Consider the following 25624-nt stretch of genomic DNA (forward strand, 5'->3'; position numbering starts at 1 on the left):
CGAGATAGAAGGAGTTGCTAGAGCCTAGACGGTCTGACAGACGGTAGACGCTCTGGTTCGGCAGTTTTTAAACTCATTCACCTTTGCGCTAATTAGATGCAGGGGCCGTGCCCGTTTATTCGCCAAAGCAGCCTTCGAGCTGAAAGCTGCAAAATATTGTTCAAAAAACCACCAATCCCGGTATGATCGCGCGCCCGGATTAAGCCCCCTCTTGGAAACCTGATGAAGCCTCAACTGATCGCCGCCGCGGAACTCGACCGTCTCGAGACCTGGCAGAAATACTCGAGCCATATGTGCGGCGGCTGCGTGTCGAGCTGCTGCACCCTGCCGGTCGAGGTGAAGATCAAGGACCTGATCCGCATCGGCATCGTCGATGAATTCGAGCGTGGCGACCCGCCGAAGAACATCGCCAAGCGCTTGCAGAAAGAAGGCATCGTCGAGCGCTTCAACGCCAAGTCCGAGATCTTTACCTTGCAGCGCATGAGCAACGACGACTGCCTGTACCTGGATCGTAAAAGCCGCTTCTGCACTATTTATGACAAGCGCCCCGACACCTGCCGCAACCACCCGAAAATCGGGCCGCGCCCAGGCTATTGCGCCTACAAGCCCAAGGAAGTGGTACGCGAGACCAAGCTGCGCACCCTCGAGAAGTTTTAACTCGCTTCCCCGTGGCGAGGGAGCTTGCTCCCGCCGGGTTGCGAAGCGCCCCCAATAAGGCTGACGCGGCCTTTCAGCTAGATCGGATCGATCGGCTTTAGGGCTGCTGCGCCGCCCAGCGGGAGCAAGCTCCCTCGCCACAAGGTCCTGGCCAGGCCATAAAACCCAGACAAACAAAAACGCCCCCGACCTTGCGGTCGGGGGCGTTTTTTTGCAGCTAACTAAATGACTTAGTTGCTGCTTTTCTTGGCAGCGCGGGTACGCTCGCTTTCGCCCAGGATCTTCTTGCGAAGACGGATGGACTTAGGAGTGACTTCACACAGCTCGTCTTCTTGTACGAATTCCAGAGCTTGCTCCAGAGTGAAACGTACAGGCGGAACCAGAGCGATGGTTTCGTCTTTACCCGAAGCACGCATGTTGTCGAGCTTCTTGCCTTTGGTTGGGTTTACACCCAGGTCGTTGTCGCGGCTGTTCAGACCAACGATTTGACCTTCATAGATGTCCTGGCCGTGTTCGATGAACAGCTTGCCACGCGACTGCAGGGTTTCCAGCGAGTAGGTCAGCGCCTTACCGGTAGCAACCGATACCAGCACGCCGTTCTGACGGCCGGACATGTCGCCGGACTTCATCACGTCGTAACGGTCGAAGATCGAGGTCAGGATGCCTGCACCGGAGGTCAGGGTCAGGAACTCGTTACGGAAACCGATCAGGCCACGAGCCGGGATGTTGTACTCAAGGCGCACACGGCCCTTGCCATCCGGAACCATGTTGGTCAGGTCGCCCTTACGGATACCGATCTGTTCCATGATCGAACCTTGCGATTCTTCCGGCAGGTCGATGGTCACGTTTTCGTACGGTTCGTGCTTCACGCCGTCAACCATGCGGATGATCACTTCCGGACGACCAACACCCATTTCGAAGCCTTCGCGACGCATGGTTTCGATCAGTACCGAGAGGTGCAGCTCACCACGGCCGGAGACCTTGAACTTGTCAGCCGAGTCGCCTTCTTCAACGCGCAGAGCAACGTTGTAGAGCAGCTCTTTGTCCAGACGTTCCTTGATGTTACGGCTGGTCACGAACTTGCCTTCTTTACCGCAGAATGGCGAGTCGTTTACCTGGAAGGTCATGGAAACGGTTGGCTCGTCAACGGTCAGCGGCTTCATCGCTTCAACAGCGGTTGGGTCGCACAGTGTGTCGGAGATGAACAGCTGGTCGAAGCCGCTGATGCAGACGATGTCGCCGGCAGCTGCTTCTTCAACGTCGATGCGGTGCAGGCCGTGGTGACCCATCAGCTTCAGGATACGACCGTTACGCTTCTTGCCGTCGGCGTCGATCGCCACCACCGGAGTGTTCGGCTTGACGCGACCACGAGCGATACGGCCAACGCCGATAACACCCAGGAAGCTGTTGTAGTCCAGAGCCGAGATTTGCATCTGGAACGGACCGTCACGGTCAACGGCTGGTGCTGGTACGTTGTCGACGATCGACTGGTACAGCGGGGTCATGTCTTCAGCCATGTCGGTGTGGTCAAGACCAGCAATACCGTTCAGGGCGGAGGCGTAAACCACTTTGAAGTCCAGCTGTTCTTCGGTAGCACCCAGGTTGTCGAACAGGTCGAAGATCTGGTCCAGAACCCAGTCCGGACGCGCGCCTGGACGGTCAACCTTGTTGATCACCACGATTGGACGCAGGCCGGCTTCGAAAGCCTTCTTGGTCACGAAACGGGTTTGCGGCATAGGGCCGTCCTGGGCATCAACCAGCAGCAGAACGGAGTCAACCATCGACATTACGCGTTCAACTTCGCCGCCGAAGTCGGCGTGGCCCGGGGTGTCCACGATGTTGATGTGGTAGCCGTTCCAGTTGATGGCGGTGTTTTTCGCCAGAATGGTAATACCGCGCTCTTTCTCCTGGTCGTTGGAGTCCATCACGCGCTCGTCGTTGAGCTCGTTGCGCTCCAGAGTGCCGGATTGACGCAAGAGTTTGTCTACCAGGGTGGTTTTACCGTGGTCAACGTGAGCAATGATGGCGATGTTGCGTAGATTTTCGATCACTTGTGTATCTCGATCAGAGGATTCGGTGTGCTGACAGGTCGTGGCAGCGATTAACGTTGCGTCCGTAAAGCCGTTACAGCTCGACGGCGGCGTCGGGGGGCCGGTGACGCAGGCCACAGGCAAACATCCCCGGGCACTTAGCTCGGTCGATAAACGCGCACATTGGCATGTCCCTCACTGAGCAAATGGTGGGCATGCAGGCGACTCATCACGCCTTTGTCGCAATAGAGCAGGTACTGGCGAGTAGGGTCCAGTTCCTTGAAACGAGCGTTCAGTGCATAAAACGGCATCGCTTGTACCTCAATGCCAGCAAGCTCCAGCGGCTGATCTTCCTGAGCATCCGGGTGACGGATGTCGATCACGATCTGACCGGCCAGCGCTTCGCTGACTTCTTCGATCTGCAAATCCTGGCCCAACTCGTCGATCACTCGATCGATCGGCACCAGCTTGGCGTTCTCGAGCGCACGCTCCAGAACCGCCATATCGAATTCTTTCTCTTCATGCTCCACGCGCGGGCGCTTGGCGTGGGTCTTGGGGTTCACCGAGATGACCCCGCAATATTCCGGCATGTGCTTGGCGAAGTCGGCGGTGCCGATTTCATTCGCCAGGTCGATGATGTCCTGCTTGTGGCTGGCGATCAGCGGGCGCAACACCAGCTTGTCGGTCACGCAGTCGATCACGGACAGGTTCGGCAGCGTCTGGCTCGACACCTGGGAAATCGCTTCACCGGTGACCAGGGCATCGATCTCCAGGCGGTCGGCGATTCTCGACGCAGCGCGCAACATCATACGCTTCAATACTACGCCCATATGACTGTTATCGACTTTGCCGAGAATTTCTCCCAGCACTTCCTCGAACGGCACGCTGACGAACAGCACCCGCTGGGAGCTGCCGTACTTCTTCCAGATAAAGTGCGCGACTTCCATCACGCCCAATTCGTGGGCACGCCCGCCCAGGTTGAAGAAGCAGAAATGGCTCATCAGCCCGCGACGCATGATCTGGTACGCCGCCACCGTGGAATCGAAACCGCCGGACATCAGGACCAGGGTCTGTTCCAGGGCGCCCAGGGGGTAGCCGCCGATGCTGTTGTGCTGGTTGTGGATCACAAACAACCGTTGGTCGCGAATTTCGATGCGAACTTCGATTTCCGGCTCTTTCAAGGAGATTCCGGCGGCGCCGCACTGACGACGCATCTGGCTGCCGACGTATTTTTCGACCTCCATGGAGGTGAATGGATGCTTGCCGGCACGCTTGCAGCGCACGGAAAAAATCTTCCCCGCCAGGGCCTCGCCGAAGTGCTGCTTGCACTTGGCGACGATGTCGTCGAAGTCACCCAGCGGGTACTCGTCGACCTGCAGAAAATGCGCGATGCCCGGCATGCAACTCAGGCGCTCGGTCATGTCCTTCAAGGATTTGGGGTCAGTGAGCGCGGTTTCAAGCTCGAGGTTGTCCCAGACACCATTGACCACCACAGCCGGGTCCAGATCGCGGAGCACGGCACGGATGTTTTTCGCCAACTGACGGATGAAACGCATCCGTACCGGGCGGCTCTTGATGGTGATTTCCGGGAAAACTTTAACGATTAGTTTCATGAAAACAGCGCGCGCAGGGCCAGCCGAAAAAGGGGGGCGCGGATTATAGCGGAAATTGCTCAAGGTTTAACCAGTTTATGTACAGATGGTTTTCGATGCACCAAAACAGGTCATTTCGATTTGTCAGCGCCACATTGCGGTGCGCGATTTTCCTGAAAACGGCGGATTGCACCTTTATATGCGTGAGTTTGGGGCAAAAAACCCAAGTCGGGGCACTGGCATGCAATTTGCTCCCTTGTGAGGCAGGTTGCCTTGGTCGAGTATTCGCGCCGGCATCACCCACATTCTAAGGGCACTCCACTACTTAGCCCGAAGCCACCCGGAGGACACTATGTCGAAGTCGGTTCAACTCATCAAAGATCATGACGTCAAGTGGATTGATCTGCGCTTCACTGATACCAAAGGCACTCAGCACCACGTGACCATGCCGGCCCGTGACGCGCTGGATGACGCCTTCTTCGAAGAAGGCAAAATGTTCGACGGCTCCTCCATTGCTGGCTGGAAAGGCATCGAAGCCTCCGACATGATCCTGATGCCGGACGACACCACCGCCGTACTCGACCCGTTCACCGAAGAGCCGACCCTGATCCTGGTCTGCGACGTGATCGAGCCTTCGACCATGCAAGGCTACGACCGTGACCCACGGGCCATCGCCAAGCGTGCCGAGGAATACCTGAAGTCGACCGGTATCGGCGACACCGTATTCGTAGGCCCGGAGCCTGAGTTCTTCATCTTCGACGAAGTGAAGTTCAAGTCCGACATCTCCGGTTCCATGTTCAAAATCTTCTCCGAACAAGGTTCGTGGATGTCCGACCAGGACGTGGAAGGCGGCAACCGTGGCCACCGTCCAGGCATCAAGGGCGGCTACTTCCCGGTTCCTCCGTTCGACCACGACCACGAAATCCGTACCTCAATGTGCAACGCCATGGAAGAAATGGGCCTGGTCATCGAAGTTCACCACCACGAAGTGGCGACTGCCGGCCAGAACGAAATCGGCGTCAAGTTCAACACCCTGGTCGCCAAGGCTGACGAAGTTCAGACCCTGAAGTACTGCGTACACAACGTGGCTGATGCCTACGGCCGTACCGCTACCTTCATGCCTAAGCCGCTGTACGGCGACAACGGCTCGGGTATGCACGTTCACCTGTCCATCGCCAAAGATGGCAAGAACACCTTCGCTGGCGAAGGTTATGCCGGCCTGTCCGACACCGCCCTGTACTTCATCGGCGGCATCATCAAGCACGGTAAGGCCCTGAACGGCTTCACCAACCCGTCGACCAACTCCTACAAGCGTCTGGTCCCAGGTTTCGAAGCACCGGTAATGCTGGCCTACTCGGCTCGCAACCGTTCCGCTTCGATCCGTATTCCTTACGTGTCCAGCCCTCGCGCTCGCCGTATCGAAGCCCGCTTCCCGGATCCAGCAGCCAACCCATACCTGGGCTTTGCTGCACTGCTGATGGCTGGCCTGGACGGCATCCAGAACAAGATCCACCCTGGCGACGCGGCTGACAAAAACTTGTATGACCTGCCGCCTGAAGAGGCCAAAGAGATCCCACAAGTGTGCGGCAGCCTGAAAGAAGCCCTGGAAGAGCTGGACAAAGGTCGTGCGTTCCTGACCAAAGGCGGCGTTTTCAGCGACGACTTCATCGACGCTTACATCGCCCTGAAAAGCGAAGAAGAAATCAAGGTTCGTACCTTCGTACACCCACTGGAATACGAGCTGTACTACAGCTGCTGATCCCGTGACGCCCGCGCAAGCGGAGTAACAAGAGGCCTCCTTCGGGAGGCCTTTTTTATTGCCCGGCCATTGGCCGCGATTGTTTCTTCGCTCGCCCCTTCGGTGGATAATCCACGCCTCGCGCACCCTCGGTGCGGCGCATTGACGAAGGAATGCTATGCAATGGACACGCGCGCTCGGCCTGATCGCCTGCCTGGTTTTGAGCCAGGCCCAGGCTGCGCCCTTCTACGAAGGCAAGACCCTGGCCCACCCGCTGATCACCGGCCTGGCGGAAAGCTCGGCGACCCTGGCCTTTATCAGGACGCCTGCCGGAGTGCAGGGCTACTACGCGGTCGATGAGGCGCAAAGCCAGGCGCAATTGCTGGATGACTTCGGCAAGGCCTCGATCGAGTCGGTGTTCAACATCGCCCTGGACAACCAGCACCTGACACGCCTGGTGCTGTTCAAGCTGCAGGGCAACTATCACCTGCGCGCCTACCGTTATGACGACAGCGACCACCTCTACAGCCGCCTGGGCAATCTGCAAAAAGCCCTGGACCGCATTACCCAGGGCCAGCGCAAACTCGACGCACGCACGGTGAACCAGGCCCTGAGCCAGCTCACGCCGCTCAATTACCGGGTTGCCTACGAAGACTCGGGCATTGCCGAGTTCGACCAGTTCGACCACAGCGCCGGGACCCTGGTGGGTTACTTCGGCCAGGACGGCCAGCCCCTGGGCAATACCTCGCCAGGCGCCGAAGCCTACCGCTACAAAAAGACCTTTGGCGAGAAGGACGGGCGCTTTCTCAGCGTCACCTATGAGCGCGACCAGAGCCCGGCCCTGGTCGATGGCCCGCGCCAGCTCTACAACTACCAGGCCCGCCGCATCGCCTGGGAAACCCAGCCCGCGCGCCTGACCGGCAGCGAAGACGGGCCCTCGGTGACCTACAGCGAAGACGGCGCCATCGCCTCTCGCGGGCCCTACACCCATGGCCAGCGCAACGGCGAGTGGGGCTTTGCCGGACCGTCCAACGGTTGGTCCCACGGGCCCTATGTCGACGGCAAGCGCCAGGGCCAATGGAGCCTGTCCAATGAAAGCCAAGGCTACGGCATGACCGGCCTGTTCCGCGACGACCTGCGCGAAGGACGCTGGGACATCAAGCTGAGCGACTCCGAAGCCCTCGAAGACGGCGGCTTCGTCACCTACCTCCATGACCTGCGCAACGGCCCCAGCGAAAGCCGCGAGGGTGGCGCGGTGCTGGAACGGGGCGATTACCGTAATGACCTGCGCCAGGGCCCGTGGCTGACTACCGAAGGCAGCGGCAGCTACGACCAGGGCCTGAAGATCGGGCCCTGGCAACTCAAGGCCGCCGATGGTCACACCCGCAGCGTGAGTTTTGTTGCCGACAAGATGCAGGGCGAACTGCGCGACACCGACGCCCAGGGCGTGTTGCGGGTCATCGAGCACTATCGCGACGGCCTGCTCTGGGGCACTCAGGAGGGTTACAACGACAGCGGCCAGTTGATGTATTCCTACGCCTACGAAAACGGCCAGCGCGAAGGCCGCTCGCTGATCTACAGCGCCGACGGCAAGGTGCTGCTATCGGACATGAGCTACAAGAACGGCAACAAGCAGGGCCCGTACCTGACCTTCCTCGCGGACGGTTCGCCGGCCACGGTCGGGCGCGTCGAGGGCAGCGAATTCATCGGCCTGATGACCCAGCTCGATGAGCAGGGCCAGATCTTTTCCGCCGCGACCCGCTGCCGTTTTCAAAGCTACCAGTCGACCGTCGGCCTGTGCGGCATGTCCCGCGAGTTCCGCCAGGGCCGGGTCACCAGCGAACGCGACTACCTGTACGGCGAGCTGCAGGAGTACCGCGAATACAACGCGCAAACCGGACTCAAGATCCGCGAGCGGGTGATCGGCGAGGGCGACCAGGTCAGCGAAATCACCTACTACGACAACGGCCAGGTCGAGTGCCGGGTCAACAAGGTCGGGTTCGAGTGGATGACCATCAACCAGCAGAAGCTCAAGAACTACAACCAGGCGGTCCTGAGCGGCGAGCAGCTGTGTTACTACCCCAATGGCGTGATCAAGAGTCGCGACTTTTTCGACAAGGGCCCCAGCGGTTGCAAGACCCAGTATGACGAAACCGGCAAGCAAACTTTCCCCGGCCCCAGCGGTTGCCGCAGACCGACCAGTGCCGAGGCCGTGCACTGACCGGCGCGCCCCGTACAGCTCACAACCGGCGCTCGCCAAAGCCCCGCGCCCAGGGCGAGCGCTTGCCAGACCGGGCGCCTTTGCGTGCATCATGGCCGCCGACTTGCCCACAACAGCCGAGATCGCCCATGCCCCTGCACGCCAGATTCTGCCTCGCCCTGACGACCCTGTTGCTGGCCGGCAACGCCTGCGCCGCCAACGCCCCAGCCACCCTCGCCCCCTTGCTGAGCAGCATCGAGGCACGCCTGGCAATTGCCGACCAGGTGGCCCTGAGCAAATGGGACAGCCATAAAGCCGTGGAAGACCGCCCCCGGGAGCGTGAAGTGATTGCCGGCGCCGTGGCCCAGGCCACGCAATACCCACTGGCCGCTGCCGAAGTGGAACAGTTTTTTGCAGCGCAGATCGAAGCCAACAAACTGGTGCAATACGCCCGCCTGTCGGCCTGGCACCTGCAAGGCCACGCGCCGGACAGCGCCCGCCCCGATCTGCTGGGGCAGATCCGCCCGCAACTCGATCAGTTACAAAAACACCTGCTGCAGCAACTGGCCGAGTTCAGCCCGTCGCGCACCGACCCACAATGCCCGCAGTGGCTGGCCCAGGCCACCCAGGCCGCCAGCCAGGACCCGCTGCGCAGGCTGGCCCTAACCCGGGCCACGGACGAGCTTTGTGTGTTCAAAGGTTAAGCCCGCGCCCCGCGAAAGGCCCCTTGCTCTAGGCTGGGGCCCTCACTTCGCCGCCCAGGAACCCTCTGCCATGCGCGCTGCCGCTTGCTACCTGCTGCTGATCATCTGCCTGCCGGCGACGGCGCAGATCTACCAATACACCGACGCCCAGGGCAACCCTGCCTACAGCGATCAGCCGCCAAGCAACACCCGCAGCCAGGCCATTGCGCCAGCGCCCTCCAAGGCCATTCCCGGCCCAACCCGCTTGCCGTTACAGCCACCGCCACCCGCCGCCAAGCCACGCACCGTGGTGGCGCAGCCCTATGAGGTGCTGCAACTCAGTGGCTTGCCGCGCGACGGCGCATTGCGGGCCAACAACGGCAGCTTCAGCGTGCAGGTGCTGCTGCAACCGAACCTGCAACAACCCCATCGCCTGCGCCTGCTGCTGGACGACCAGCCCTACGGCCAACCCGGCACGGCACTGGAACTGCATCTGGAAAATATCGACCGCGGCGAACATCGCCTGGCGGTCCAGGTACTCGATGGCGAACACGTGGTGCAACAAAGCCCGAGCACCACGTTCCACCTGCTGCGGGTGCATCGGCCTTGAGGCTGAGCCCTGGGTTTCAGGCGCGCTCAATGACCATGGCCACGCCCTGGCCCAGCCCGACGCAGAGGCTGACCACCGCATAACGCAGCTTGTAGCGTTGCAAGGTGCGGCAGGCACTCAGCACCAGGCGAGCACCGGATGCGCCCAGCGGATGACCGATTGCAATGGCCCCGCCGCCCGGGTTGACCCGAGGGTCGTCATGGCGCAGGCCCAGGACTTTGAGACAGGCCAGCACCTGCACCGCGAATGCCTCGTTGATTTCAATCAGGTCGACCTGCTCCAGGGTCAGGCCGGCACGGTGCAATGCCAGCTCGATGGCCTGATGCGGGCCGATCCCCATGATTCGCGGCTCCACGCCGACGGCGGCCGACGCAAGAATCCGCGCCATCGGGGCCACCCCATGCGCCTCGCCAATGGCGCGATTGCCGAGCAACAGCACCGCTGCACCGTCGTTGATCCCCGAGGCATTACCCGCCGTGATCACCGAGCCCGGAGCCAGGGGCGACATTTTCGACAGCAGGTCGAAATCCGATTGCGGCCGTGGATGCTCATCCTGGCTGACCTGCAGCACCTCGCCCTTGCGCCCCGCCGGCACCTCGACCGGCAGGATCTCGTCGTCCAGGTGCCCGGCCTGCAGGGCCGACTGGTAGCGCGACTGGGACAGCGCGGCAAAGATATCGGCCTGCTCGCGGCTGATGGAAAACAGCCGCGCCAGGTTGTCGGCAGTCTGCGGCATGCTGTCGTTGCCGTAGAGCCGGACCAGGCGCGGGTTGCTGAAACGCGCGCCAAGGGTGCTGTCCGCCACCTCCAGCGAGCGGCTGAACGCGCTCTCGGCCTTGGCCATGACAAAGGGCGCACGGGACATGCTTTCGACGCCGCCAGCCAGGTACAGCTGACCCTCGCCACAGGTGATGGCGCGCGCCGCATCGACCACCGCCGACAGGCCGCTGGCGCACAGGCGGTTGATCGTCTGCCCGGGCACGCACCAGGGCAGGCCGGCGCTGAGCAAGGCATTGCGCGCCAGGTTGCGGCTGTCCTCGCCCGCCTGGTTGGTGCAGCCCAGAATCACCTCCTCCAGCTCATCCATCGGCAAGCCTGAGGTTTCCATCAACCGGGCCAGCAACGGCCCGACCAGATCATCCGGGCGCACCCGCGACAGGCAACCGCCATAGCGGCCGAACGGGGTACGCAAACCGCTGTAAACGTAGGCATCAAGCATGGCGCAACTCTCATGACAGGTGGACGACAGCACTCAAGCCAGCAGCGGCTCGGGCGCCTGACACAACGACAGGCCCAGGCGCACCCGGCGCCGCAGCCAGCCACTCGGGCGATAGCGCGGCTCGCCGGTCAGGGCGTGCATGCGCAGCAGAATCTGTAACAGGCGCTCGGCGCCCAATTGATCGCCCCAGGCCAGTGGCCCCTGGGGGTAACCGAGCCCCAGGCGCACCGCGGTATCGATATCGGCAACCGAGGCGATGCCTTGCTGGGCGATGTCGCAAGCCAGGTTGACGATCGACGCCAGGGTTCGTTGCAGGACAAAACCGCAGCTGTCGTGGATCAGCGTCACCCGACCACCGTCAGCACTGCACAAGTCGTAGGCCGCCTGCTGCATGTCCGGCCGGGTGCTGGGGGTGAGCATCAGGCAGCGCTGGCGGTCGAGTTCGAACAAGGTATCGATCGCCACCGTGCGCGCCGGGTCGACCCCATGACGCAGGGCGGCCTCAGTGGCGTCATCGCCCAGGGGCGCCAGCAGGCACAACGCGTCGTCGGATGGCCGAGGGCCGGTTTGCGGCTCCACCCCCAGGCGCTGGAGCAGGGCCAGCAGACGCGCATGCCCCAGCTCGTCATCGGCGGCCATCCACACCGCCGGCCGCGCACCACGGGGCATCGATACAGGGGATGGCTGCGGGCTGTCGTGCACGCCGTCATAGCGGTAGAAACCCTGGCCACTCTTGCGCCCCAGATGGCCAGCCGCCTGCATCTGGCGCAGCAGTGGATGGGGGCGGTAGCGCGGCTCCTGGTAGAACTGCCGGTAGAGCGATTCCATCACCGGCAGGCTGACATCCAGGCCCACCAGGTCCATCAGTTCGAAGGGCCCCATGGCGAATCCGGCAGCGTCGCGCAGCAGTGCATCGATCTGCGCCACCGGCGCCACGCCCTCGCTCAACATACGCAGGGCCTCGGTGCCAAACGCACGGCCGGCATGGTTGACGATAAACCCGGGGGAATCCTTGGCCAGCACCGGATGGTGGCCGATGTGCCGCACCAGGGCCTGCAATTGCCCGGCGATCTCGGGTGTGGTTTCCAGGCCCGCGATCACCTCCACCAGGCGCATGCGCGGCACCGGGTTGAAGAAGTGCAACCCCGCGACCCGCTGCGGGTAACGACAAGCCGCCGCGATGGCCGTGATCGACAGCGACGAGGTGTTGCTCGCCAGCAGCGCGCGGCTGTCCAGCACCTGCTCCAACTCCCGGAACAGCTGCTGCTTGGCCTCCAGGTTTTCGACGATCGCCTCGATCACCAACTGGCAGTCGCCCAGCGCTTGCAGGCTGTCCACGAGCTGTAGCTTGCCCAGCGCCTGCCGCACTGCCTGCGGGCTCATGCGCGCCTTGTCCTGCAACCGGGCGAAGCGCACCTGCAGTTGCTCGCGGGCCCTGTCAGCGGCACCGGGCCGGGCGTCGAACAGCTGCACCGTCAGCCCGGCCTGGAGCAGCACCTGGGTGATGCCCTGGCCCATGGCGCCGGCACCGACCACGCCGATGCATTGCAAGGTGTTCAGGCAGACCGACTCGTCATTCATAAAGCACTCCCGAAAAATGAATCAGCCATGGCGCACTCAGCCGCGCACGATACCGCTGGCGTATAGCCCGGCGATCATCTGCGCATCCAGGCCCAGGCCTTCGAGAACCTGGCGCGTGTCCTGGCCCAGGGTCGGCGGCGCACTGCGGTAGCTGGCGGGGGTGCGCGACAGCTTCACCGGCGAGCCGACCCCACGGTAATCGTCGATCTGCACCAGCAAGCCCCGGTGCCGGGTGTGGGGGTGGGCCACCACCTGATCGATGGTGGCAATCGAACCACAGGGCACCCCCAGGCCAATCAGCTGTTGGGCCAAGGCCGCGCCGTCATGGGTTTGCAGGTGATGCTCCAGTGCCTGCTTCAGGGCTTCACGGTTGACCGAACGGCTGCCGTTGCTGGCAAAACGCGGATCATCGAGCAAGGCATTCGCCCCCAGTCGCTCGCACAATCGGGCGAACTGGCGGTCGTTGCCCACGGCCAGGAAGATCGGCACGCTGCCGGTGCGGTAGCTGTCGTAGGGCGCGATATTGGGGTGGGCATTGCCGGTGCGCTGCGGGGTCTTGCCGGCGGCGAAGAAGTTCGCCAGGTGCGGGTGCAACAGTGATACGCCGCAATCGTAGAGGCTGATGTCCAGGGACTGGCCCAGGCCGCTGCGGTGGCGTTCATTGAGCGCCAGCAGAATCCCGGCCAGGGCGTTCAGGCCGGTGACCATGTCGACAATCGGCAGGCCGATGCGCAACGGCCCGCCATCGCCTTCGCCGTTGACGCTCATCAAGCCCGCCATTGCCTGGATCACCGCGTCGTAGCCGGGCAAGCCGCCCAAGGGCCCGTCGCCGCCAAAGCCGGAAATCGCGCAATGAATCAGCCCCGGGAAGCGCTGGCTCAGCACCTCGGCATAACCGATCCCCCAGCGCTGCAGGGTGCCTGGCTTGAAGTTCTCCACCAGCACGTCGGCGCCTTCCAGCAGTTGCATCAACAGGTCCAGGCCCTCGGGCCGCGACAGGTCAACGGCGATCCCCTGCTTGTTGCGGTTCACGCCCTTGAAGTACGAGGCATCGTCACCTTCGAAGGGTGGCCCCCAGCCACGGGTTTCGTCGCCGCCCAACGGCTCGAGCTTGATCACTTCGGCGCCATGGTCAGCCAGGGCCTGGGAGCAGTAAGGGCCGCCCAGCACGCGGCTGAGGTCGATGACTTTGAGGCCGGCCAGGGCACCTTGGGTTGGGTTCATCTGTGTTCTCCAGCAAAGAGGGGAAATGCCGTTCAGGCAGGCAGCAACTGCATGGCTTCAGCCAGCGACAGCGGACGCTCATTGGCCAGGTTCGCCAGCAGCGCGGCGTCGATCACCGGCGCCGAACGCAGCGGGTCGCGGGGCAGCAACTTGTGCTGCAACAGCAGATGGGCCAGGGCCAGGCGCCGATAGTCAGGCGCCTGGCGACAGGCTTCCCAGGCCATGAAAATCCCACTGGCAAGGTGATACAAGGCGCTGCCGGCCTGGCGCACCTGTTCGTCCTGGCGCTGCCGGGCCACCTCGTCGAAGTGGCTCACCGTACGCTGCAGGGTCACCTCGAACAGACGCCGGCTGGGCTCCGGCAAGTCGGCTTCGGCGAGCAATTGCGCGAGCATTTTCTGCAAGGGTTCCAGGGCCTGCTCGCGGGTCACGGCGCGGGCGATATCCAGCGCAACAATGTTGCTGGTGCCTTCCCAGATCGAGCCCAGGTGCGCGTCACGCACCAGCCGCCCGTCACTCCACTCTTCGATGTAACCGACCCCACCGCGCACCTCCATGGCATCGCCGGTCACCCGCCGCGCATCGCGGCAGGCGCGGAACTTGATCATCGGGGTGAGGATGCGCACACACTTGCGCGCCGCTTCATCGCCACCGTCGGCACGAGGCAGCAACGTGGCGATCTGCATGAACATCGAGCGAGCCTGCTCGGTGGGCAGCATCATCTTCAGCAACTGGCGCTGCATCAGCGGCATTTCGATCAGGTGCTTGCCGAAGGCTCGGCGCTGGCGCGCGATAAACAGCGCCTCGTTAAGGCCACGCCGCATCAAGCCTGCCGCGCGCACCCCGTTGGACAGGCGCGACATGTTGACCATGTCGGCCATCTGCTGAAAACCACGGCCGACTTCACCGATCAGGTACGCGGTGGCGCCTTCCAGGGTGATCTCGCCACTGGCCATCGAGCGGCTGCCCAGCTTGTCCTTCAGGCGCTGGATCCGGTAGGCGTTACGCGAACCATCGGGGCGCAGCCTGGGCAGCAAAAACAGGGTGACCCCGGCCATGCCCGCCGGGGCATCCTCAGGCCGGGCCAGCACCATGGCCAGGTCGGCATCCGGGTTGGAACAGAACCACTTTTCGCCAAACAGCTGCCATTCGCCATTCTCAAGCCGCGCCCGGGTTTCGGTGCGCGACACATCGGAGCCGGCCGCCTGCTCGGTCATGAACATGGCGCCCTGGAACAGTTGGTCAAAATCCTGGGACGCCAGCTGCGGCAGGTAGCGCTCCACCAGTTCCGGGGCCCCGAACTTGCGCAGGGTGCGGGTCAGGGAGTCGGTCATGCTCACCGGGCAGCACAGGCCGAACTCGGCCTGCACGAACAGGTAGGTCAGCGCGTACTTCACCAGCGGCAGCGCCGGCTCGGGGCGATGGCTCATGGCGGCCAAGCCCAGTTCGGCATAGGCGACACGCTCCAGCGCAACGAAGTCCGGGTGCTTGGCGATGCTTTGCAGGTTTTCCCCACGTCGGGTACGGGGAAGCAGTACCGGGGGATTTTTGTCGGCCGACAGGGCCAGCACGTCCAGCTCGCCACCGGCCCTGGCCCCCAGGCGCTGCCAGGTCGGCAGCCATTGCCCATAGACCTGCGCCGGCAGGTAGACCTTGAGCAGCGCAGCCAGCCCGGCATCGCATTCGAATAGATTCAGGCCCCGGCTATCGGGGATGTTCAGGCTGTCTTCGGTGGCGTGTGGCTCGACGTTCATGGGGCGTCTCCTGGTTCTTGTGCGCCGAGACTAGAACCGCCATCGATAAGTATCTAATACAAAATCATTCCACTACGATAAGAAAACCAAATCGTAGAGCAGGGGATCAGCATGGACCTCAAACAGTTGCGCTACTTCGTCGCGGTGGCCGAAGAACTGCATTTCGGGCGCGCCGCGACTCGCCTGTTCATCTCGCAACCGGCGCTGAGTTTCGACATCAAAAAGCTCGAGAGCCAGCTGGATATCCAGCTGCTGATCCGCAACAACAAGTCGGTGAGCCTGACCAATGCCGGCCAGGTGCTGCTCGACGAGGCGCGTTACCTGCTGCTGCGCGCCGAGCAGGCGCGGCGCCTGACCCAGCGTTCGGCCCAGGGTTTTGTCGGGCGCCTGAGTGTCGGTTTCGTCAACTCGATCCTGCACCGCGGCCTGCCCCAGGCGGTGAAGACCTTCGAGCAGCAACACCCGGACACCGAAGTGGTGATGATGGAAATGAACAGCGCCGAACAGGTCCAGGCCCTGCAACGCGGCCAGATCGATATCGGCTTCGTGCATGGCAACACCTTCACCGCGAGCATCCACTGCGAGCCGGTGCTGGCCGAACCCTTTCTCTGCTGCCTGCCCGAGGGGCACCCCCTGGCGCAGCAACAGCGGATCGACCTGGCACAACTGGCCGGCGATGATTTCATTCTGTTTCCGCGCAACGTCTCGCCGCACTATCACGACCTGATCATCGCCCGCTGCGTGGCCGCCGGGTTCAGCCCGCGCATCCGCCATGAGACACGGCTCTGGCAAACCGTGGTGGCGATGGTGGCCTACGAAATGGGTGTGGCACTGGTCCCGCAGACCCTGGCCATGATTCGGCAACAAGGGGTGCATTACTGCGAGATCGAGGGCGATGGCGCGCTTTCAGAGATCCATGCGATTCGTCATGCCGACAAACCGGCGGCCGCCGCCGAGAGTTTCCTGGCGCTGCTCAAGGCCCTGCAACACCCCGCAACAACGGAGCCCTGAGCCCGGGCGACCATACGAAATCACGTATCAAACAATAAGTTTTAATCATTATTTTTTTCATACCTGCCTGTATAGGCTCCGAGCAGTCGGACCTTGCAAGAACCTCATGCGCCGATTCGCCCAGTGAAATGTCCGCGCCACTTTCGGCAGAAAATGGCGCGGGGCGCACATAACAATAACAACAAGCAGGAAGTGAACATGAATCCCGCCCTGGAAGCTGCTGCCCACAAAAAAGCCCGCAAAGCGGGCGTTGCCTCATTCATCGGCACCACCATCGAATGGTATGACTTCTATGCCTACGGGATCGCGGCCGCCCTGGTCTTCGGCAAAGTGTTCTTCCCCGCCGACCTGCCACCGGGCACCGCGACCCTGCTGTCGTTCCTGACCCTGTGGGCCGGCTTTGTCGCACGCCCGGTCGGCGGCATCATCTTCGGCCACCTGGGCGACAAGATCGGGCGCAAGACCACCCTGGTCATCACCCTGATCATGATGGGCATCGCCACCACCTGCATCGGCCTGCTGCCCACCTACCTGCAGATCGGCATCTGGGCGCCGATCGCCCTGGTGGCGCTGCGCATCATCCAGGGCATCGCGGTCGGCGGTGAATGGGGCGGCGCGGTGCTGATCGCCAGTGAAAGCGCGCCCAAGGGCAAGGGCATTCTCTACGCCGCCTTCGCCCAGCAAGGCTCACCGGCCGGCAACCTGCTGGCGACCCTGGTGTTCTTCGCCCTCAGTGCGCTGCCGGCGCCGGACTTCCTGCTCTGGGGCTGGCGCATTCCGTTCCTGTTCTCGGCGGCGCTGGTCATCGTCGGCATGGTGATCCGCCTCAAGCTCGAAGAGTCGGACGACATGAAGCGCCTGATCCAGCAGAAAAAGACCGTCAAGCTGCCGATCCTCGAGGTGCTGCGCAGCCACTGGAAAATCGTGCTGCTGGGGGCCGGGGTGTTGCCGATCATCCACGTCACCTACTTCAAAAGCACCTTTGCCCTGTCCTGGGCCACCAAGGAGCTGGGCTACACCCAGAGCACGTTCCTCAGCGTGATCATCATCGCCCTGGTGGTGCAGTTCATCACCCAGCCCCTGGGCGCGGTGCTGGTGTCACGCATGGACATGCGCAAGGCCGTGGTGCTGATGGTGGTGCCGGAATTTTTCCTGATGCCGGCGATGTTCTTCGCGGTGGAAACTGGCACTTACTGGATCGCCGTGCTCGGCATGTGCCTGGCCACCGTGCCGCACTCGATGTTCTACGGGGCCGTCGGCGGCATCCTCGCCCGCGCCTTCCCGACCCGGGTGCGCTACAGCGGGCTGTCGATTTCCTATCAGCTGTGCTCGTTGCTGGTGGGCGGCGCCACGCCGGTACTGGCGCAAAGCATCCTCAACGGCACCGGGAGCATCGTCGGCGTGGCCATCGCATCGGCCTGCTATGCCGTGGTGTCGCTGGTGTGCATGCTGCTGTTGCTCAAGCGCATCGGCCATAACGCCGCCGAGCTGTCGACCGCCGAGCAGGCGGATGCCGATGAACTGGCGCGCGAAGCCGGCACTGCGAGCATCGCCCCGGCAGACAGCCCTCGCCCGGCGCATCAGGACCTGGGCGGCTTGCCCCAGCCCGCCCGCTGACCGAGTCCCCATCGGTGGCGCAGGAGCGTGCCCGATAGGACGCGTTCGCTCCTGACTGAACGACAAGGCCCGCCCCGAGCGGGCCTTGTGCGTGGTGCGCCGCACAAAAGCGCAGCGCTGATCGCTTCGTCACAGGCAGCGGCTATTCTTTAGAGCACTCGTTCAGGAAGCGCACTATATTGGTGCGCGTCCGCGCCCCGATACCCATTACCCGGCCCATTTTGGTTCGAAAATACCCGTCAAAGCTGGCCAAGCGCCACGCAATCGAGCTTCAAACGGCTGTTTCAGGGCTTTGACGCTTCTTTTCGGAGCCTTGGTTTGGTTTTTGCATTTTCCTCACTCAGCGCTTTACCCGCGCGCGCACTGCGGGATCGGCCCCGAAGTGTTTTGCTCCAAAAGAGGTCCTAATGACCATCAGCGACCAATTGCACCGCTTGCTACTCGACAACCTGACCACCGCGACCATTCTGCTCAACGCCGACCTGCGCCTTGAGTACATGAACCCGGCCGCGGAAATGCTCCTGGCCATCAGCGGACAACGCAGCCACGGGCAATTCATCAGCGAGTTGTTCACCGAGTCGGCCGAAGCGCTGAGCTCCTTGCGCCAGGCCGTGGAGCAGGCTCACCCCTTCACCAAGCGTGAAGCCATGCTCACCGCGCTGACCGGCCAGACCCTGACCGTGGATTACGCGGTGACGCCGATTCTGAGCAACGGCGACACCTTGCTGCTGCTGGAGGTCCACCCTCGCGACCGGCTGCTGCGCATCACCAAGGAAGAGGCCCAGCTGTCCAAGCAGGAAACCAGCAAGATGCTGGTGCGCGGCCTGGCCCATGAAATCAAGAACCCCCTCGGCGGGATTCGCGGCGCCGCCCAGTTGCTGGCCCGGGAGCTGCCGGAAGAAAGCCTCAAGGACTACACCAACGTCATCATTGAAGAAGCCGACCGCCTGCGAAACCTGGTGGACCGCATGCTCGGCTCGAACAAGCTGCCGTCCCTGGCCATGTGCAATGTGCATGAAGTTCTGGAACGGGTCAGCAGCCTGGTGGAAGCCGAAAGCCAGGGTTGCATCACCCTGGTGCGCGACTACGACCCCAGCATTCCCGATGTATTGATCGACCGCGAGCAGATGATCCAGGCGGTGCTCAACATCGTGCGCAACGCGATGCAGGCCATCAGCAGCCAGAATGAACTGCGCCTGGGCCGCATCAGCCTGCGTACCCGGGCCATGCGCCAGTTCACCATCGGCCACGTGCGCCATCGCCTGGTGACCAAGATCGAGATCATCGACAACGGCCCAGGGATCCCTGCAGACCTGCAGGAAACCATCTTCTTCCCCATGGTCAGCGGCCGCCCGGACGGTACCGGGCTGGGCCTGGCCATTACCCAGAACATCATCAGCCAGCACCAGGGCCTGATCGAATGTGACAGCCATCCTGGCCACACCACGTTCTCGATCTTTCTGCCACTGGAACAAGGAGCCCCATCGACATGAGCCGTAGTGAAACCGTGTGGATCGTCGATGACGACCGTTCTATCCGTTGGGTCCTGGAAAAAGCCTTGCAGCAGGAAGGCATGACCACCCAGAGCTTCGACAGTGCCGATGGCGTGATGAGTCGCCTGGCGCGCCAGCAACCGGACGTGATCATTTCCGATATCCGGATGCCCGGTGCCAGCGGCCTGGACCTGTTGGCGCGGATCCGCGAGCAGCACCCGCGCTTGCCGGTGATTATCATGACCGCCCATTCGGACCTGGACAGCGCTGTCGCGTCCTATCAGGGAGGCGCCTTCGAGTACCTGCCCAAGCCGTTCGATGTGGATGAGGCGGTGTCACTGGTCAAGCGCGCCAACCAGCACGCCCAGGAGCAGCAAGGCCTGGAAGTGGTGCCCGCCCTGGCCCGGACCCCGGAAATCATCGGCGAAGCGCCGGCGATGCAGGAAGTGTTTCGCGCCATTGGCCGCCTGAGCCACTCCAACATCACGGTGTTGATCAACGGCGAATCCGGCACCGGCAAAGAGCTGGTGGCCCACGCCCTGCATCGCCACAGCCCGCGTGCGGCGTCGCCGTTCATTGCGCTGAACATGGCGGCGATTCCCAAGGACTTGATGGAGTCCGAGTTGTTCGGCCACGAAAAAGGCGCCTTCACCGGCGCGGCCAACCTGCGTCGCGGGCGCTTTGAACAGGCCGATGGCGGCACGCTGTTTCTCGATGAGATCGGCGACATGCCGGCCGAAACCCAGACCCGCCTGTTGCGGGTGCTGGCCGATGGCGAGTTCTATCGGGTCGGCGGGCACACGCCGGTCAAGGTCGATGTGCGGATCATCGCCGCGACCCACCAGAACCTGGAAACCCTGGTCCACGCCGGCAAGTTCCGTGAGGATTTGTTTCACCGCCTGAACGTGATCCGCATCCATATTCCACGGATGTCCGATCGCCGCGAAGACATCCCGACCCTCGCCCGCCACTTCCTCAGCCGCGCCGCCCAGGAGCTGGCGGTCGAGCCGAAGCTGCTGAAAAGCGAGACCGAGGAATACCTGAAGAACCTGCCGTGGCCAGGCAACGTGCGTCAGTTGGAGAACACCTGCCGCTGGATCACGGTCATGGCTTCGGGGCGCGAAGTGCACATCAGCGACCTGCCGCCGGAGCTGCTGAGCCTGCCGCAGGACTCGGCGCCAGTGACCAACTGGGAACAGGCGCTGCGCCAATGGGCCGACCAGGCCTTGGCCCGTGGTCAGTCGAGCCTGCTGGACAGCGCGGTGCCGAGCTTCGAGCGGATCATGATCGAGACCGCCCTCAAGCACACCGCCGGCCGCCGTCGCGATGCCGCCGTGCTCTTGGGCTGGGGCCGCAACACCTTGACCCGCAAGATCAAGGAGCTGGGGATGAAGGTCGATGGCGGTGACGATGACGAAGGCGAGGAAGGCTGAGCTGTAGCCGCTGTCGCAGGCTCGGGCCGCGTTCGGACGCTGGCCCGCGCAACCACCGCAAAACCTCCTGACATCCCTTCGGCGACCTCCCCGGCCAGCGCAGCCTCGCCAGCTCGGCAGCGGCTACAGACTCTGGTAGCCGCTGCCGCAGGCTCGGGCCGCGTTCGGACGCCGACCCGCGCAACCACCACAAAACCACCTGACACTCTTCGGCGACCTCCCTGGCCAGCGCAGCCTCGCAGGCTCGGCAGCGGCTGCAGGTTGGCATTTCTGCGTGGGGTTTATGTTGGCGGCCAGGAGGGCGACTTTTGCACTGCCTGAATGCGCGGTGCCCCGTGATCGGGCACGGAGCGGGCCTTGAGTCTCGCGGAGTTCGGATTCGAATAACGGCCTTTCGAAAAGGTAAAAGCCCCGTACTACGGGGCTTTCAAGCCTTGATGCCGGCAACAAATACATTCTTTTCGAACATTGGCACGCCCCCTGCTATACCCCAAGCACAACCCAGTTTCGGGAACCTTGGTACAGGCAGGCCGGGGATCCCCTCTTTAACACCGGGCTCACCACGCTCACAGCGACGAGCCCAACCCGTTTCGGGGACCTTGGTACAGGCAGGCCGGGGATTCCCTCTTTTACACCAGGCTCATCACGCTCACAGCGACGAGCCCACCCGTTTTGGGGACCTTGGTACAGGCAGGCCGGGGATTCCCTCTTTTATTCCTCCCGCAGATGGATCTGCAGCTTCCAGCGTCCGTCGACCTTGCTCCCGGCCCACTCGCCACGCAGCGGTCGCGCCGCCACCAGGTTCAGCAGCAACCCCGCATCCGCCGCCCTGACCCGCCAGTTCACATCCTTGTCATTGACCTTCAGCCGACCGTTCTGCGCCGGACCCTGGGCATCGAACAACAGCGCCACGGTGCCGTCGATGTGTTCGCCATGCACCTTGGGTTCCTGGCTGAACCACACCACCAGGCCATCGGGCTGCACCTCCACCTGCTGCAGCAGCGTGGGCTCGGGGGTCGTCAGCCGGCCAATCATCAGCCCCACCATCAAACCGACAATCGCCAACGAGCCGAACACCCGCAGCATTAGCTTCGGCCTGGGGTCTTCTTCAGGCGTAGAATGCAGCCTGTCTTTCTCTTCGGAGCCGTGCATGTTTCACGTCATCCTCTTTCAACCAGAAATTCCGCCGAATACCGGCAACGTTATCAGGCTGTGCGCCAACAGTGGCTGCCACCTGCATTTGATCGAACCGCTGGGTTTCGACATGGACGACAAGCGCCTGCGCCGTGCCGGCCTCGACTATCACGAATACGCCACCCTGCAACGCCATGCCGACCTCGTCAGTTGCCTGGAAAGCCTCGGCCAGCCCCGCTTGTTCGCCTTCACCACCAAGGGCTCGCGGCCGTTCCACGATGCCAGCTTTGCCGAGGGCGATGCCTTTTTGTTCGGCCCGGAAAGCCGCGGCCTGCCCGCCGAAGTGCTGGACGCCCTGCCCGGCGAGCAGCGCCTGCGCCTGCCGATGCGCGAAGGGTGCCGCAGCCTGAACCTGTCCAACACCGTGGCCGTCGCCGTCTATGAAGGCTGGCGGCAGTTGGGTTTCAAGTAAGTTTCAGCCGTCGGCGCAAGCCTGCTAAACACTCCAACTGCAGATGCCCCCAAGCGCAGCCTCGCGGGCTCGGCAGCGGTTACAGGCGGGTGCAGGTGGTGGTTGGAAATCGCTGGGCCGAACATGAAAAAAGCGCCTTGAACGGCGCTTTTTTCGTACTGCAGGTGCGGTTTATTGGACGGTGTTTTCGCCAGCCGACTGCATGCGTTGCAGCTCCTGGGCGTACAGCGCGTCGAAGTTCACCGGCGCCAGCATCAGTGCCGGGAACGAACCACGGGTCACCAGGCTGTCCAGCGCTTCGCGCGCGTACGGGAACAGGATGTTCGGGCAGAAGGCACCCAGGGTGTGGCTCATGGAAGCCTCGTCCAGGTTCTTGATCAGGAAGATCCCGGCCTGTTGCACTTCAGCGATGAATGCCACTTCTTCACCGTTTTTCACGGTCACCGACAAGGTCAGGACCACTTCGTGGAAGTCGCCTTCCAGTGGTTTTTGGCGGGTGTTCAGGTCCAGGCCGACGCTTGGCTCCCACTGCTGGCGGAAGATCGCCGGGCTTTTCGGAGCTTCAAAGGACAGGTCACGCACGTAAATGCGTTGCAGGGAAAATTGTGGAGCGCTTTCGTCTTCGGTAGCGGCGGTGTTCTGTTGGTCAGTCATCTCGGATCCTTCTTGATCTCGGGGCTACTAGAGGGTTCGACTATTTTGGGGGGTTCGGTCAAGCCTTGAGCAGCGCGTCGAGCTTGCCGGCGCGCTCCAGGGCGAACAAATCATCACAACCGCCCACATGGGTGCTGCCGATCCAGATCTGTGGCACGGACGTGCGTCCGGCCTTCTGGGCCATTTCGGCGCGCACCTGGGGCTTGCCATCGACCTTGATCTCTTCGAAGGCTACGCCTTTGTTCTCGAGCAGGTGCTTGGCCCGCGAGCAGTAAGGGCAGTAATCACTTGAGTAGACGACGACAGCGGCCATATCACTTCACCAACGGCAGATTGTCGGCTTTCCAGCTACCAATGCCACCGGACAGCTTGGCGGCGGTAAAGCCGGCCTTCAGCAGTTCGCGAGCGTGAATGCCTGAATGCTGGCCTTGGGCGTCGACCAGAATGAGGGTCTTGGCCTTGTGTTTTTCCAGCTCGCCGACGCGAGCCATCAGTTTGTCCTGGGGAATGTTCAGCGCGCCCACGATGTGGCCTGCGGCGAAGTCCTTGGATGGACGGATATCGATCACTACGCCCTGCTCGCTGTTGACCAGTGCGGTCAGCTCGCGGGTGCTGAGGCTGCGGCCGCCGCGGCTCAACTCATGGGCGATCAACAGAGCCAACAAGATGACGAAGGCGCCGACGAGCAAGTAGTGATCAGTGGCGAATTGAATCAGGTGAGCAACCATCAAGGAGGTTCCAGGGCGTTAAAATGTCGGCCAGTATACACAGCCCTCAAGGTCGGCCAAACCCCGCCCGGCGGTGACGGCACCGGAACTTAGCTTTAAACTGCCACTCCCTTTTTAAACACCTCCCCCAATCCAGCCACGAGTGGAATCTATGACTACCACGCCTAAACCTTTGGTCCTGATGATTCTGGATGGCTTCGGTCACAGCGAGAGCCACGAATCCAACGCCGTCTATTCGGCCAAGAAGCCGGTCCTGGACCGCTTGTGCGCCAGCATGCCGAACGGCCTGATCTCGGGTTCGGGCATGGATGTCGGCCTGCCGGACGGGCAAATGGGCAACTCCGAAGTCGGCCACATGAACCTCGGCGCCGGGCGCGTGGTGTACCAGGACTTCACCCGGGTGACCAAATCGATCCGCGACGGCGATTTTTTCGAGAACCCGACCCTATGCGCCACCGTGGATAAAGCCGTGGCGGCGGGCAAGGCCGTGCACATCCTCGGCCTGCTGTCCGACGGCGGCGTGCACAGCCACCAGGACCACCTGGTGGCCATGGCCGAGCTGGCATTCAAGCGTGGCGCCGACAAAATCTACCTGCACGCCTTCCTCGATGGCCGCGACACCCCGCCTAAAAGCGCCCAGTCGTCCATCGAACTGCTGGATGAATCCTTCAAGACCCTGGGCAAGGGCCGTATCGCCAGCCTGATCGGGCGCTACTTCGCCATGGACCGCGACAATCGCTGGGACCGCGTGGCCCAGGCCTACAACCTGATCGTCGACGGCCAGGCTGAATTCAACGCCGCCGATGCCCAGGCCGGCCTGCAGGCTGCCTACGAACGTGGCGAAAGCGACGAATTCGTCAAAGCCACCACCCTGGGCGAGCCGGTAAAGGTCGAAGACGGCGACGCCGTGGTGTTCATGAACTTCCGCGCCGACCGCGCCCGCGAGTTGACCCGGGTCTTCGTCGAGGACGGCTTCAAGGACTTCGAGCGCGCCCGCCAGCCGAAACTGGCCGGCTTCGTCATGCTCACCCAATACGCCGCCAGCATCCCCGCGCCAGCGGCCTTTGCGCCCGGCAGCCTGGAAAACGTCCTCGGCGACTACCTGGCGAAAAACGGCAAGACCCAGCTGCGCATCGCCGAAACCGAAAAATACGCCCACGTGACCTTCTTCTTCTCCGGCGGCCGTGAAGAGCCCTTCCCCGGTGAAGAACGCATCCTGATCCCGTCGCCCAAGGTCGCCACCTATGACCTGCAGCCGGAAATGAGCGCCCCGGAAGTCACCGACAAGATCGTCGACGCCATCGAACACCAGCGCTACGACGTGATCATCGTCAACTACGCCAACGGCGACATGGTCGGCCACAGCGGCGTGTTCGACGCGGCGGTCAAGGCCGTGGAATGCCTGGACCTGTGTGTAGGGCGGATTGTCGACGCCCTGGAGAAGGTCGGGGGCGAAGCCCTGATCACCGCCGATCATGGCAACGTCGAGCAAATGTCCGACGAATCCACCGGTCAGGCACACACCGCCCACACCACCGAGCCGGTGCCGTTCATTTATGTCGGCAAACGTGCACTGAAAGTGCGCGAAGGCGGGGTCCTGGCCGATGTCGCGCCGACCATGCTCAAGCTGCTGGGCCTCAAGCAGCCTGAAGAGATGACCGGCAAATCGATCCTAGTTTGATAGCAAAAGGCCCAAAACCGGCCGGAAACGGCTTTTTATGACGAACGCCTCAAAGCAGTTGGCTTTGAGGCGTTTTTTTTGCGGCGATGCGCGGGCATACTAGGCCGTCCCTT

Annotated in this window: 21 protein-coding genes; 11 read left to right on the plus strand and 10 right to left on the minus strand. The window is 62.6% G+C overall.

The window, feature by feature from the left end; translation table 11 throughout:
- Nucleotides 1-222: 222 nt before the first annotated feature.
- The gene (locus CF161_RS25530) at nt 223-657 is read left to right on the plus strand and encodes a YkgJ family cysteine cluster protein (protein WP_020299518.1); all 435 of its coding nucleotides are present in this window, start codon (nt 223-225) and stop codon (nt 655-657) included.
- A 230-nt stretch (nt 658-887) separates the two neighbouring features.
- On the opposite strand, the gene typA is transcribed toward CF161_RS25530, so the two are convergent.
- Both typA and thiI read right to left on the minus strand, forming a co-directional pair.
- The gene (gene typA / locus CF161_RS25535) at nt 888-2708 is read right to left on the minus strand and encodes a translational GTPase TypA (protein WP_020299519.1); all 1821 of its coding nucleotides are present in this window, start codon (nt 2706-2708) and stop codon (nt 888-890) included.
- A gap of 137 nt (nt 2709-2845) precedes the next feature.
- Nucleotides 2846-4300: a tRNA uracil 4-sulfurtransferase ThiI gene (gene thiI / locus CF161_RS25540; protein WP_043230367.1), complete on the minus strand. Its 1455-nt coding sequence runs from the start codon at nt 4298-4300 to the stop codon at nt 2846-2848.
- A 331-nt stretch (nt 4301-4631) separates the two neighbouring features.
- On the opposite strand from thiI, the gene glnA reads away from it, so the two are divergent.
- From glnA to CF161_RS25560, 4 genes are all read left to right on the plus strand, one after another.
- Entirely contained in the window at nt 4632-6038 is a 1407-nt protein-coding gene (glnA, locus tag CF161_RS25545) for a glutamate--ammonia ligase (protein WP_020299521.1), read from the plus strand.
- A 157-nt stretch (nt 6039-6195) separates the two neighbouring features.
- Nucleotides 6196-8238: a hypothetical protein gene (locus CF161_RS25550; protein ID WP_020299522.1), complete on the plus strand. Its 2043-nt coding sequence runs from the start codon at nt 6196-6198 to the stop codon at nt 8236-8238.
- 134 nt (nt 8239-8372) lie between these two features.
- Entirely contained in the window at nt 8373-8921 is a 549-nt protein-coding gene (locus CF161_RS25555; RefSeq protein ID WP_156882738.1) for a chorismate mutase, read from the plus strand.
- Between the two features lie 70 nt (nt 8922-8991).
- Complete coding sequence (locus tag CF161_RS25560) at nt 8992-9510, plus strand: DUF4124 domain-containing protein (protein ID WP_020299524.1); 519 nt, start codon at nt 8992-8994, stop codon at nt 9508-9510.
- A 16-nt stretch (nt 9511-9526) separates the two neighbouring features.
- Here the strand turns inward: CF161_RS25560 and CF161_RS25565 are convergent, their stop codons facing one another.
- Genes CF161_RS25565 through CF161_RS25580 form a run of 4 tightly spaced genes read right to left on the minus strand, consistent with a single transcriptional unit; the run spans nt 9527 to nt 15288 of the window.
- Nucleotides 9527-10729, minus strand: a complete 1203-nt coding sequence (locus CF161_RS25565) for a 3-oxoadipyl-CoA thiolase (protein ID WP_020299525.1) — start codon at nt 10727-10729, stop codon at nt 9527-9529.
- A 33-nt stretch (nt 10730-10762) separates the two neighbouring features.
- Nucleotides 10763-12310 (minus strand): 3-hydroxyacyl-CoA dehydrogenase, encoded by a 1548-nt coding sequence (locus CF161_RS25570; RefSeq protein WP_020299526.1) that lies wholly within the window; start codon nt 12308-12310, stop codon nt 10763-10765.
- Between the two features lie 36 nt (nt 12311-12346).
- Nucleotides 12347-13534 carry a CaiB/BaiF CoA-transferase family protein gene (locus tag CF161_RS25575; RefSeq protein ID WP_020299527.1) on the minus strand — a complete coding sequence of 396 codons (1188 nt, stop codon included), beginning with the start codon at nt 13532-13534 and terminating at the stop codon, nt 12347-12349.
- A gap of 32 nt (nt 13535-13566) precedes the next feature.
- Entirely contained in the window at nt 13567-15288 is a 1722-nt protein-coding gene (locus tag CF161_RS25580) for an acyl-CoA dehydrogenase family protein (RefSeq protein WP_020299528.1), read from the minus strand.
- Between the two features lie 111 nt (nt 15289-15399).
- On the opposite strand from CF161_RS25580, the gene CF161_RS25585 reads away from it, so the two are divergent.
- From CF161_RS25585 to ntrC, 4 genes are all read left to right on the plus strand, one after another.
- The gene (locus CF161_RS25585) at nt 15400-16299 is read left to right on the plus strand and encodes a LysR family transcriptional regulator (RefSeq protein WP_020299529.1); all 900 of its coding nucleotides are present in this window, start codon (nt 15400-15402) and stop codon (nt 16297-16299) included.
- A gap of 198 nt (nt 16300-16497) precedes the next feature.
- The gene (locus tag CF161_RS25590; protein WP_020299530.1) at nt 16498-17916 is read left to right on the plus strand and encodes an MFS transporter; all 1419 of its coding nucleotides are present in this window, start codon (nt 16498-16500) and stop codon (nt 17914-17916) included.
- Between the two features lie 407 nt (nt 17917-18323).
- Nucleotides 18324-19409: a nitrogen regulation protein NR(II) gene (gene glnL / locus CF161_RS25595; RefSeq protein ID WP_020299531.1), complete on the plus strand. Its 1086-nt coding sequence runs from the start codon at nt 18324-18326 to the stop codon at nt 19407-19409.
- Nucleotides 19406-20842: a nitrogen regulation protein NR(I) gene (gene ntrC / locus CF161_RS25600; RefSeq protein ID WP_020299532.1), complete on the plus strand. Its 1437-nt coding sequence runs from the start codon at nt 19406-19408 to the stop codon at nt 20840-20842. The genes glnL and ntrC overlap by 4 nt, the downstream gene beginning before the upstream one ends.
- Before the next feature lie 711 nt (nt 20843-21553).
- Here the strand turns inward: ntrC and CF161_RS25605 are convergent.
- Nucleotides 21554-21994, minus strand: coding sequence for a hypothetical protein (locus CF161_RS25605; protein ID WP_043230369.1), 441 nt, complete (start codon nt 21992-21994; stop codon nt 21554-21556).
- Here CF161_RS25605 and CF161_RS25610 point away from each other — a divergent pair.
- Nucleotides 21993-22448 carry a tRNA (cytidine(34)-2'-O)-methyltransferase gene (locus tag CF161_RS25610; RefSeq protein WP_020299534.1) on the plus strand — a complete coding sequence of 152 codons (456 nt, stop codon included), beginning with the start codon at nt 21993-21995 and terminating at the stop codon, nt 22446-22448. The two genes, CF161_RS25605 and CF161_RS25610, sit on opposite strands and share 2 nt — an antisense overlap.
- Nucleotides 22449-22619: 171 nt before the next feature.
- Here the strand turns inward: CF161_RS25610 and secB are convergent, their stop codons facing one another.
- From secB to CF161_RS25625, 3 genes are read right to left on the minus strand one after another with little or no spacing between them, the layout of a single operon-like run.
- Entirely contained in the window at nt 22620-23102 is a 483-nt protein-coding gene (secB, locus tag CF161_RS25615; protein ID WP_020299535.1) for a protein-export chaperone SecB, read from the minus strand.
- A gap of 58 nt (nt 23103-23160) precedes the next feature.
- Nucleotides 23161-23415 carry a glutaredoxin 3 gene (gene grxC / locus CF161_RS25620; RefSeq protein WP_020299536.1) on the minus strand — a complete coding sequence of 85 codons (255 nt, stop codon included), beginning with the start codon at nt 23413-23415 and terminating at the stop codon, nt 23161-23163.
- A 1-nt stretch (nt 23416) separates the two neighbouring features.
- A complete protein-coding gene (locus CF161_RS25625; RefSeq protein WP_020299537.1) occupies nt 23417-23830 on the minus strand; it encodes a rhodanese-like domain-containing protein in 414 nt (137 codons plus the stop codon).
- A gap of 151 nt (nt 23831-23981) precedes the next feature.
- Here CF161_RS25625 and gpmI point away from each other — a divergent pair, with 151 nt between their 5' ends.
- Entirely contained in the window at nt 23982-25511 is a 1530-nt protein-coding gene (gene gpmI / locus CF161_RS25630) for a 2,3-bisphosphoglycerate-independent phosphoglycerate mutase (protein ID WP_020299538.1), read from the plus strand.
- Nucleotides 25512-25624: the final 113 nt, after the last annotated feature.

This window comes from Pseudomonas sp. CF161 (assembly GCF_000416215.1).
Taxonomy (GTDB): domain Bacteria; phylum Pseudomonadota; class Gammaproteobacteria; order Pseudomonadales; family Pseudomonadaceae; genus Aquipseudomonas.

What these genes read in the sequence shown, in the direction of transcription:
- CF161_RS25560 (WP_020299524.1), top strand. Translation starts at nt 8,992, where the DNA reads ATGCGCGCTGCCGCTTGCTACCTGCTGCTGATCATCTGCCTGCCGGCG.
- CF161_RS25625 (WP_020299537.1), bottom strand. Translation starts at nt 23,830, where the DNA reads ATGGTTGCTCACCTGATTCAATTCGCCACTGATCACTACTTGCTCGTC.
- CF161_RS25550 (WP_020299522.1), top strand. Translation starts at nt 6,196, where the DNA reads ATGCAATGGACACGCGCGCTCGGCCTGATCGCCTGCCTGGTTTTGAGC.
- secB (WP_020299535.1), bottom strand. Translation starts at nt 23,102, where the DNA reads ATGACTGACCAACAGAACACCGCCGCTACCGAAGACGAAAGCGCTCCA.
- CF161_RS25575 (WP_020299527.1), bottom strand. Translation starts at nt 13,534, where the DNA reads ATGAACCCAACCCAAGGTGCCCTGGCCGGCCTCAAAGTCATCGACCTC.
- gpmI (WP_020299538.1), top strand. Translation starts at nt 23,982, where the DNA reads ATGACTACCACGCCTAAACCTTTGGTCCTGATGATTCTGGATGGCTTC.
- CF161_RS25605 (WP_043230369.1), bottom strand. Translation starts at nt 21,994, where the DNA reads ATGCACGGCTCCGAAGAGAAAGACAGGCTGCATTCTACGCCTGAAGAA.
- CF161_RS25590 (WP_020299530.1), top strand. Translation starts at nt 16,498, where the DNA reads ATGAATCCCGCCCTGGAAGCTGCTGCCCACAAAAAAGCCCGCAAAGCG.
- grxC (WP_020299536.1), bottom strand. Translation starts at nt 23,415, where the DNA reads ATGGCCGCTGTCGTCGTCTACTCAAGTGATTACTGCCCTTACTGCTCG.
- glnA (WP_020299521.1), top strand. Translation starts at nt 4,632, where the DNA reads ATGTCGAAGTCGGTTCAACTCATCAAAGATCATGACGTCAAGTGGATT.
- thiI (WP_043230367.1), bottom strand. Translation starts at nt 4,300, where the DNA reads ATGAAACTAATCGTTAAAGTTTTCCCGGAAATCACCATCAAGAGCCGC.
- CF161_RS25530 (WP_020299518.1), top strand. Translation starts at nt 223, where the DNA reads ATGAAGCCTCAACTGATCGCCGCCGCGGAACTCGACCGTCTCGAGACC.
- ntrC (WP_020299532.1), top strand. Translation starts at nt 19,406, where the DNA reads ATGAGCCGTAGTGAAACCGTGTGGATCGTCGATGACGACCGTTCTATC.
- CF161_RS25570 (WP_020299526.1), bottom strand. Translation starts at nt 12,310, where the DNA reads ATGAATGACGAGTCGGTCTGCCTGAACACCTTGCAATGCATCGGCGTG.
- CF161_RS25580 (WP_020299528.1), bottom strand. Translation starts at nt 15,288, where the DNA reads ATGAACGTCGAGCCACACGCCACCGAAGACAGCCTGAACATCCCCGAT.
- glnL (WP_020299531.1), top strand. Translation starts at nt 18,324, where the DNA reads ATGACCATCAGCGACCAATTGCACCGCTTGCTACTCGACAACCTGACC.
- CF161_RS25565 (WP_020299525.1), bottom strand. Translation starts at nt 10,729, where the DNA reads ATGCTTGATGCCTACGTTTACAGCGGTTTGCGTACCCCGTTCGGCCGC.
- CF161_RS25585 (WP_020299529.1), top strand. Translation starts at nt 15,400, where the DNA reads ATGGACCTCAAACAGTTGCGCTACTTCGTCGCGGTGGCCGAAGAACTG.
- CF161_RS25610 (WP_020299534.1), top strand. Translation starts at nt 21,993, where the DNA reads ATGTTTCACGTCATCCTCTTTCAACCAGAAATTCCGCCGAATACCGGC.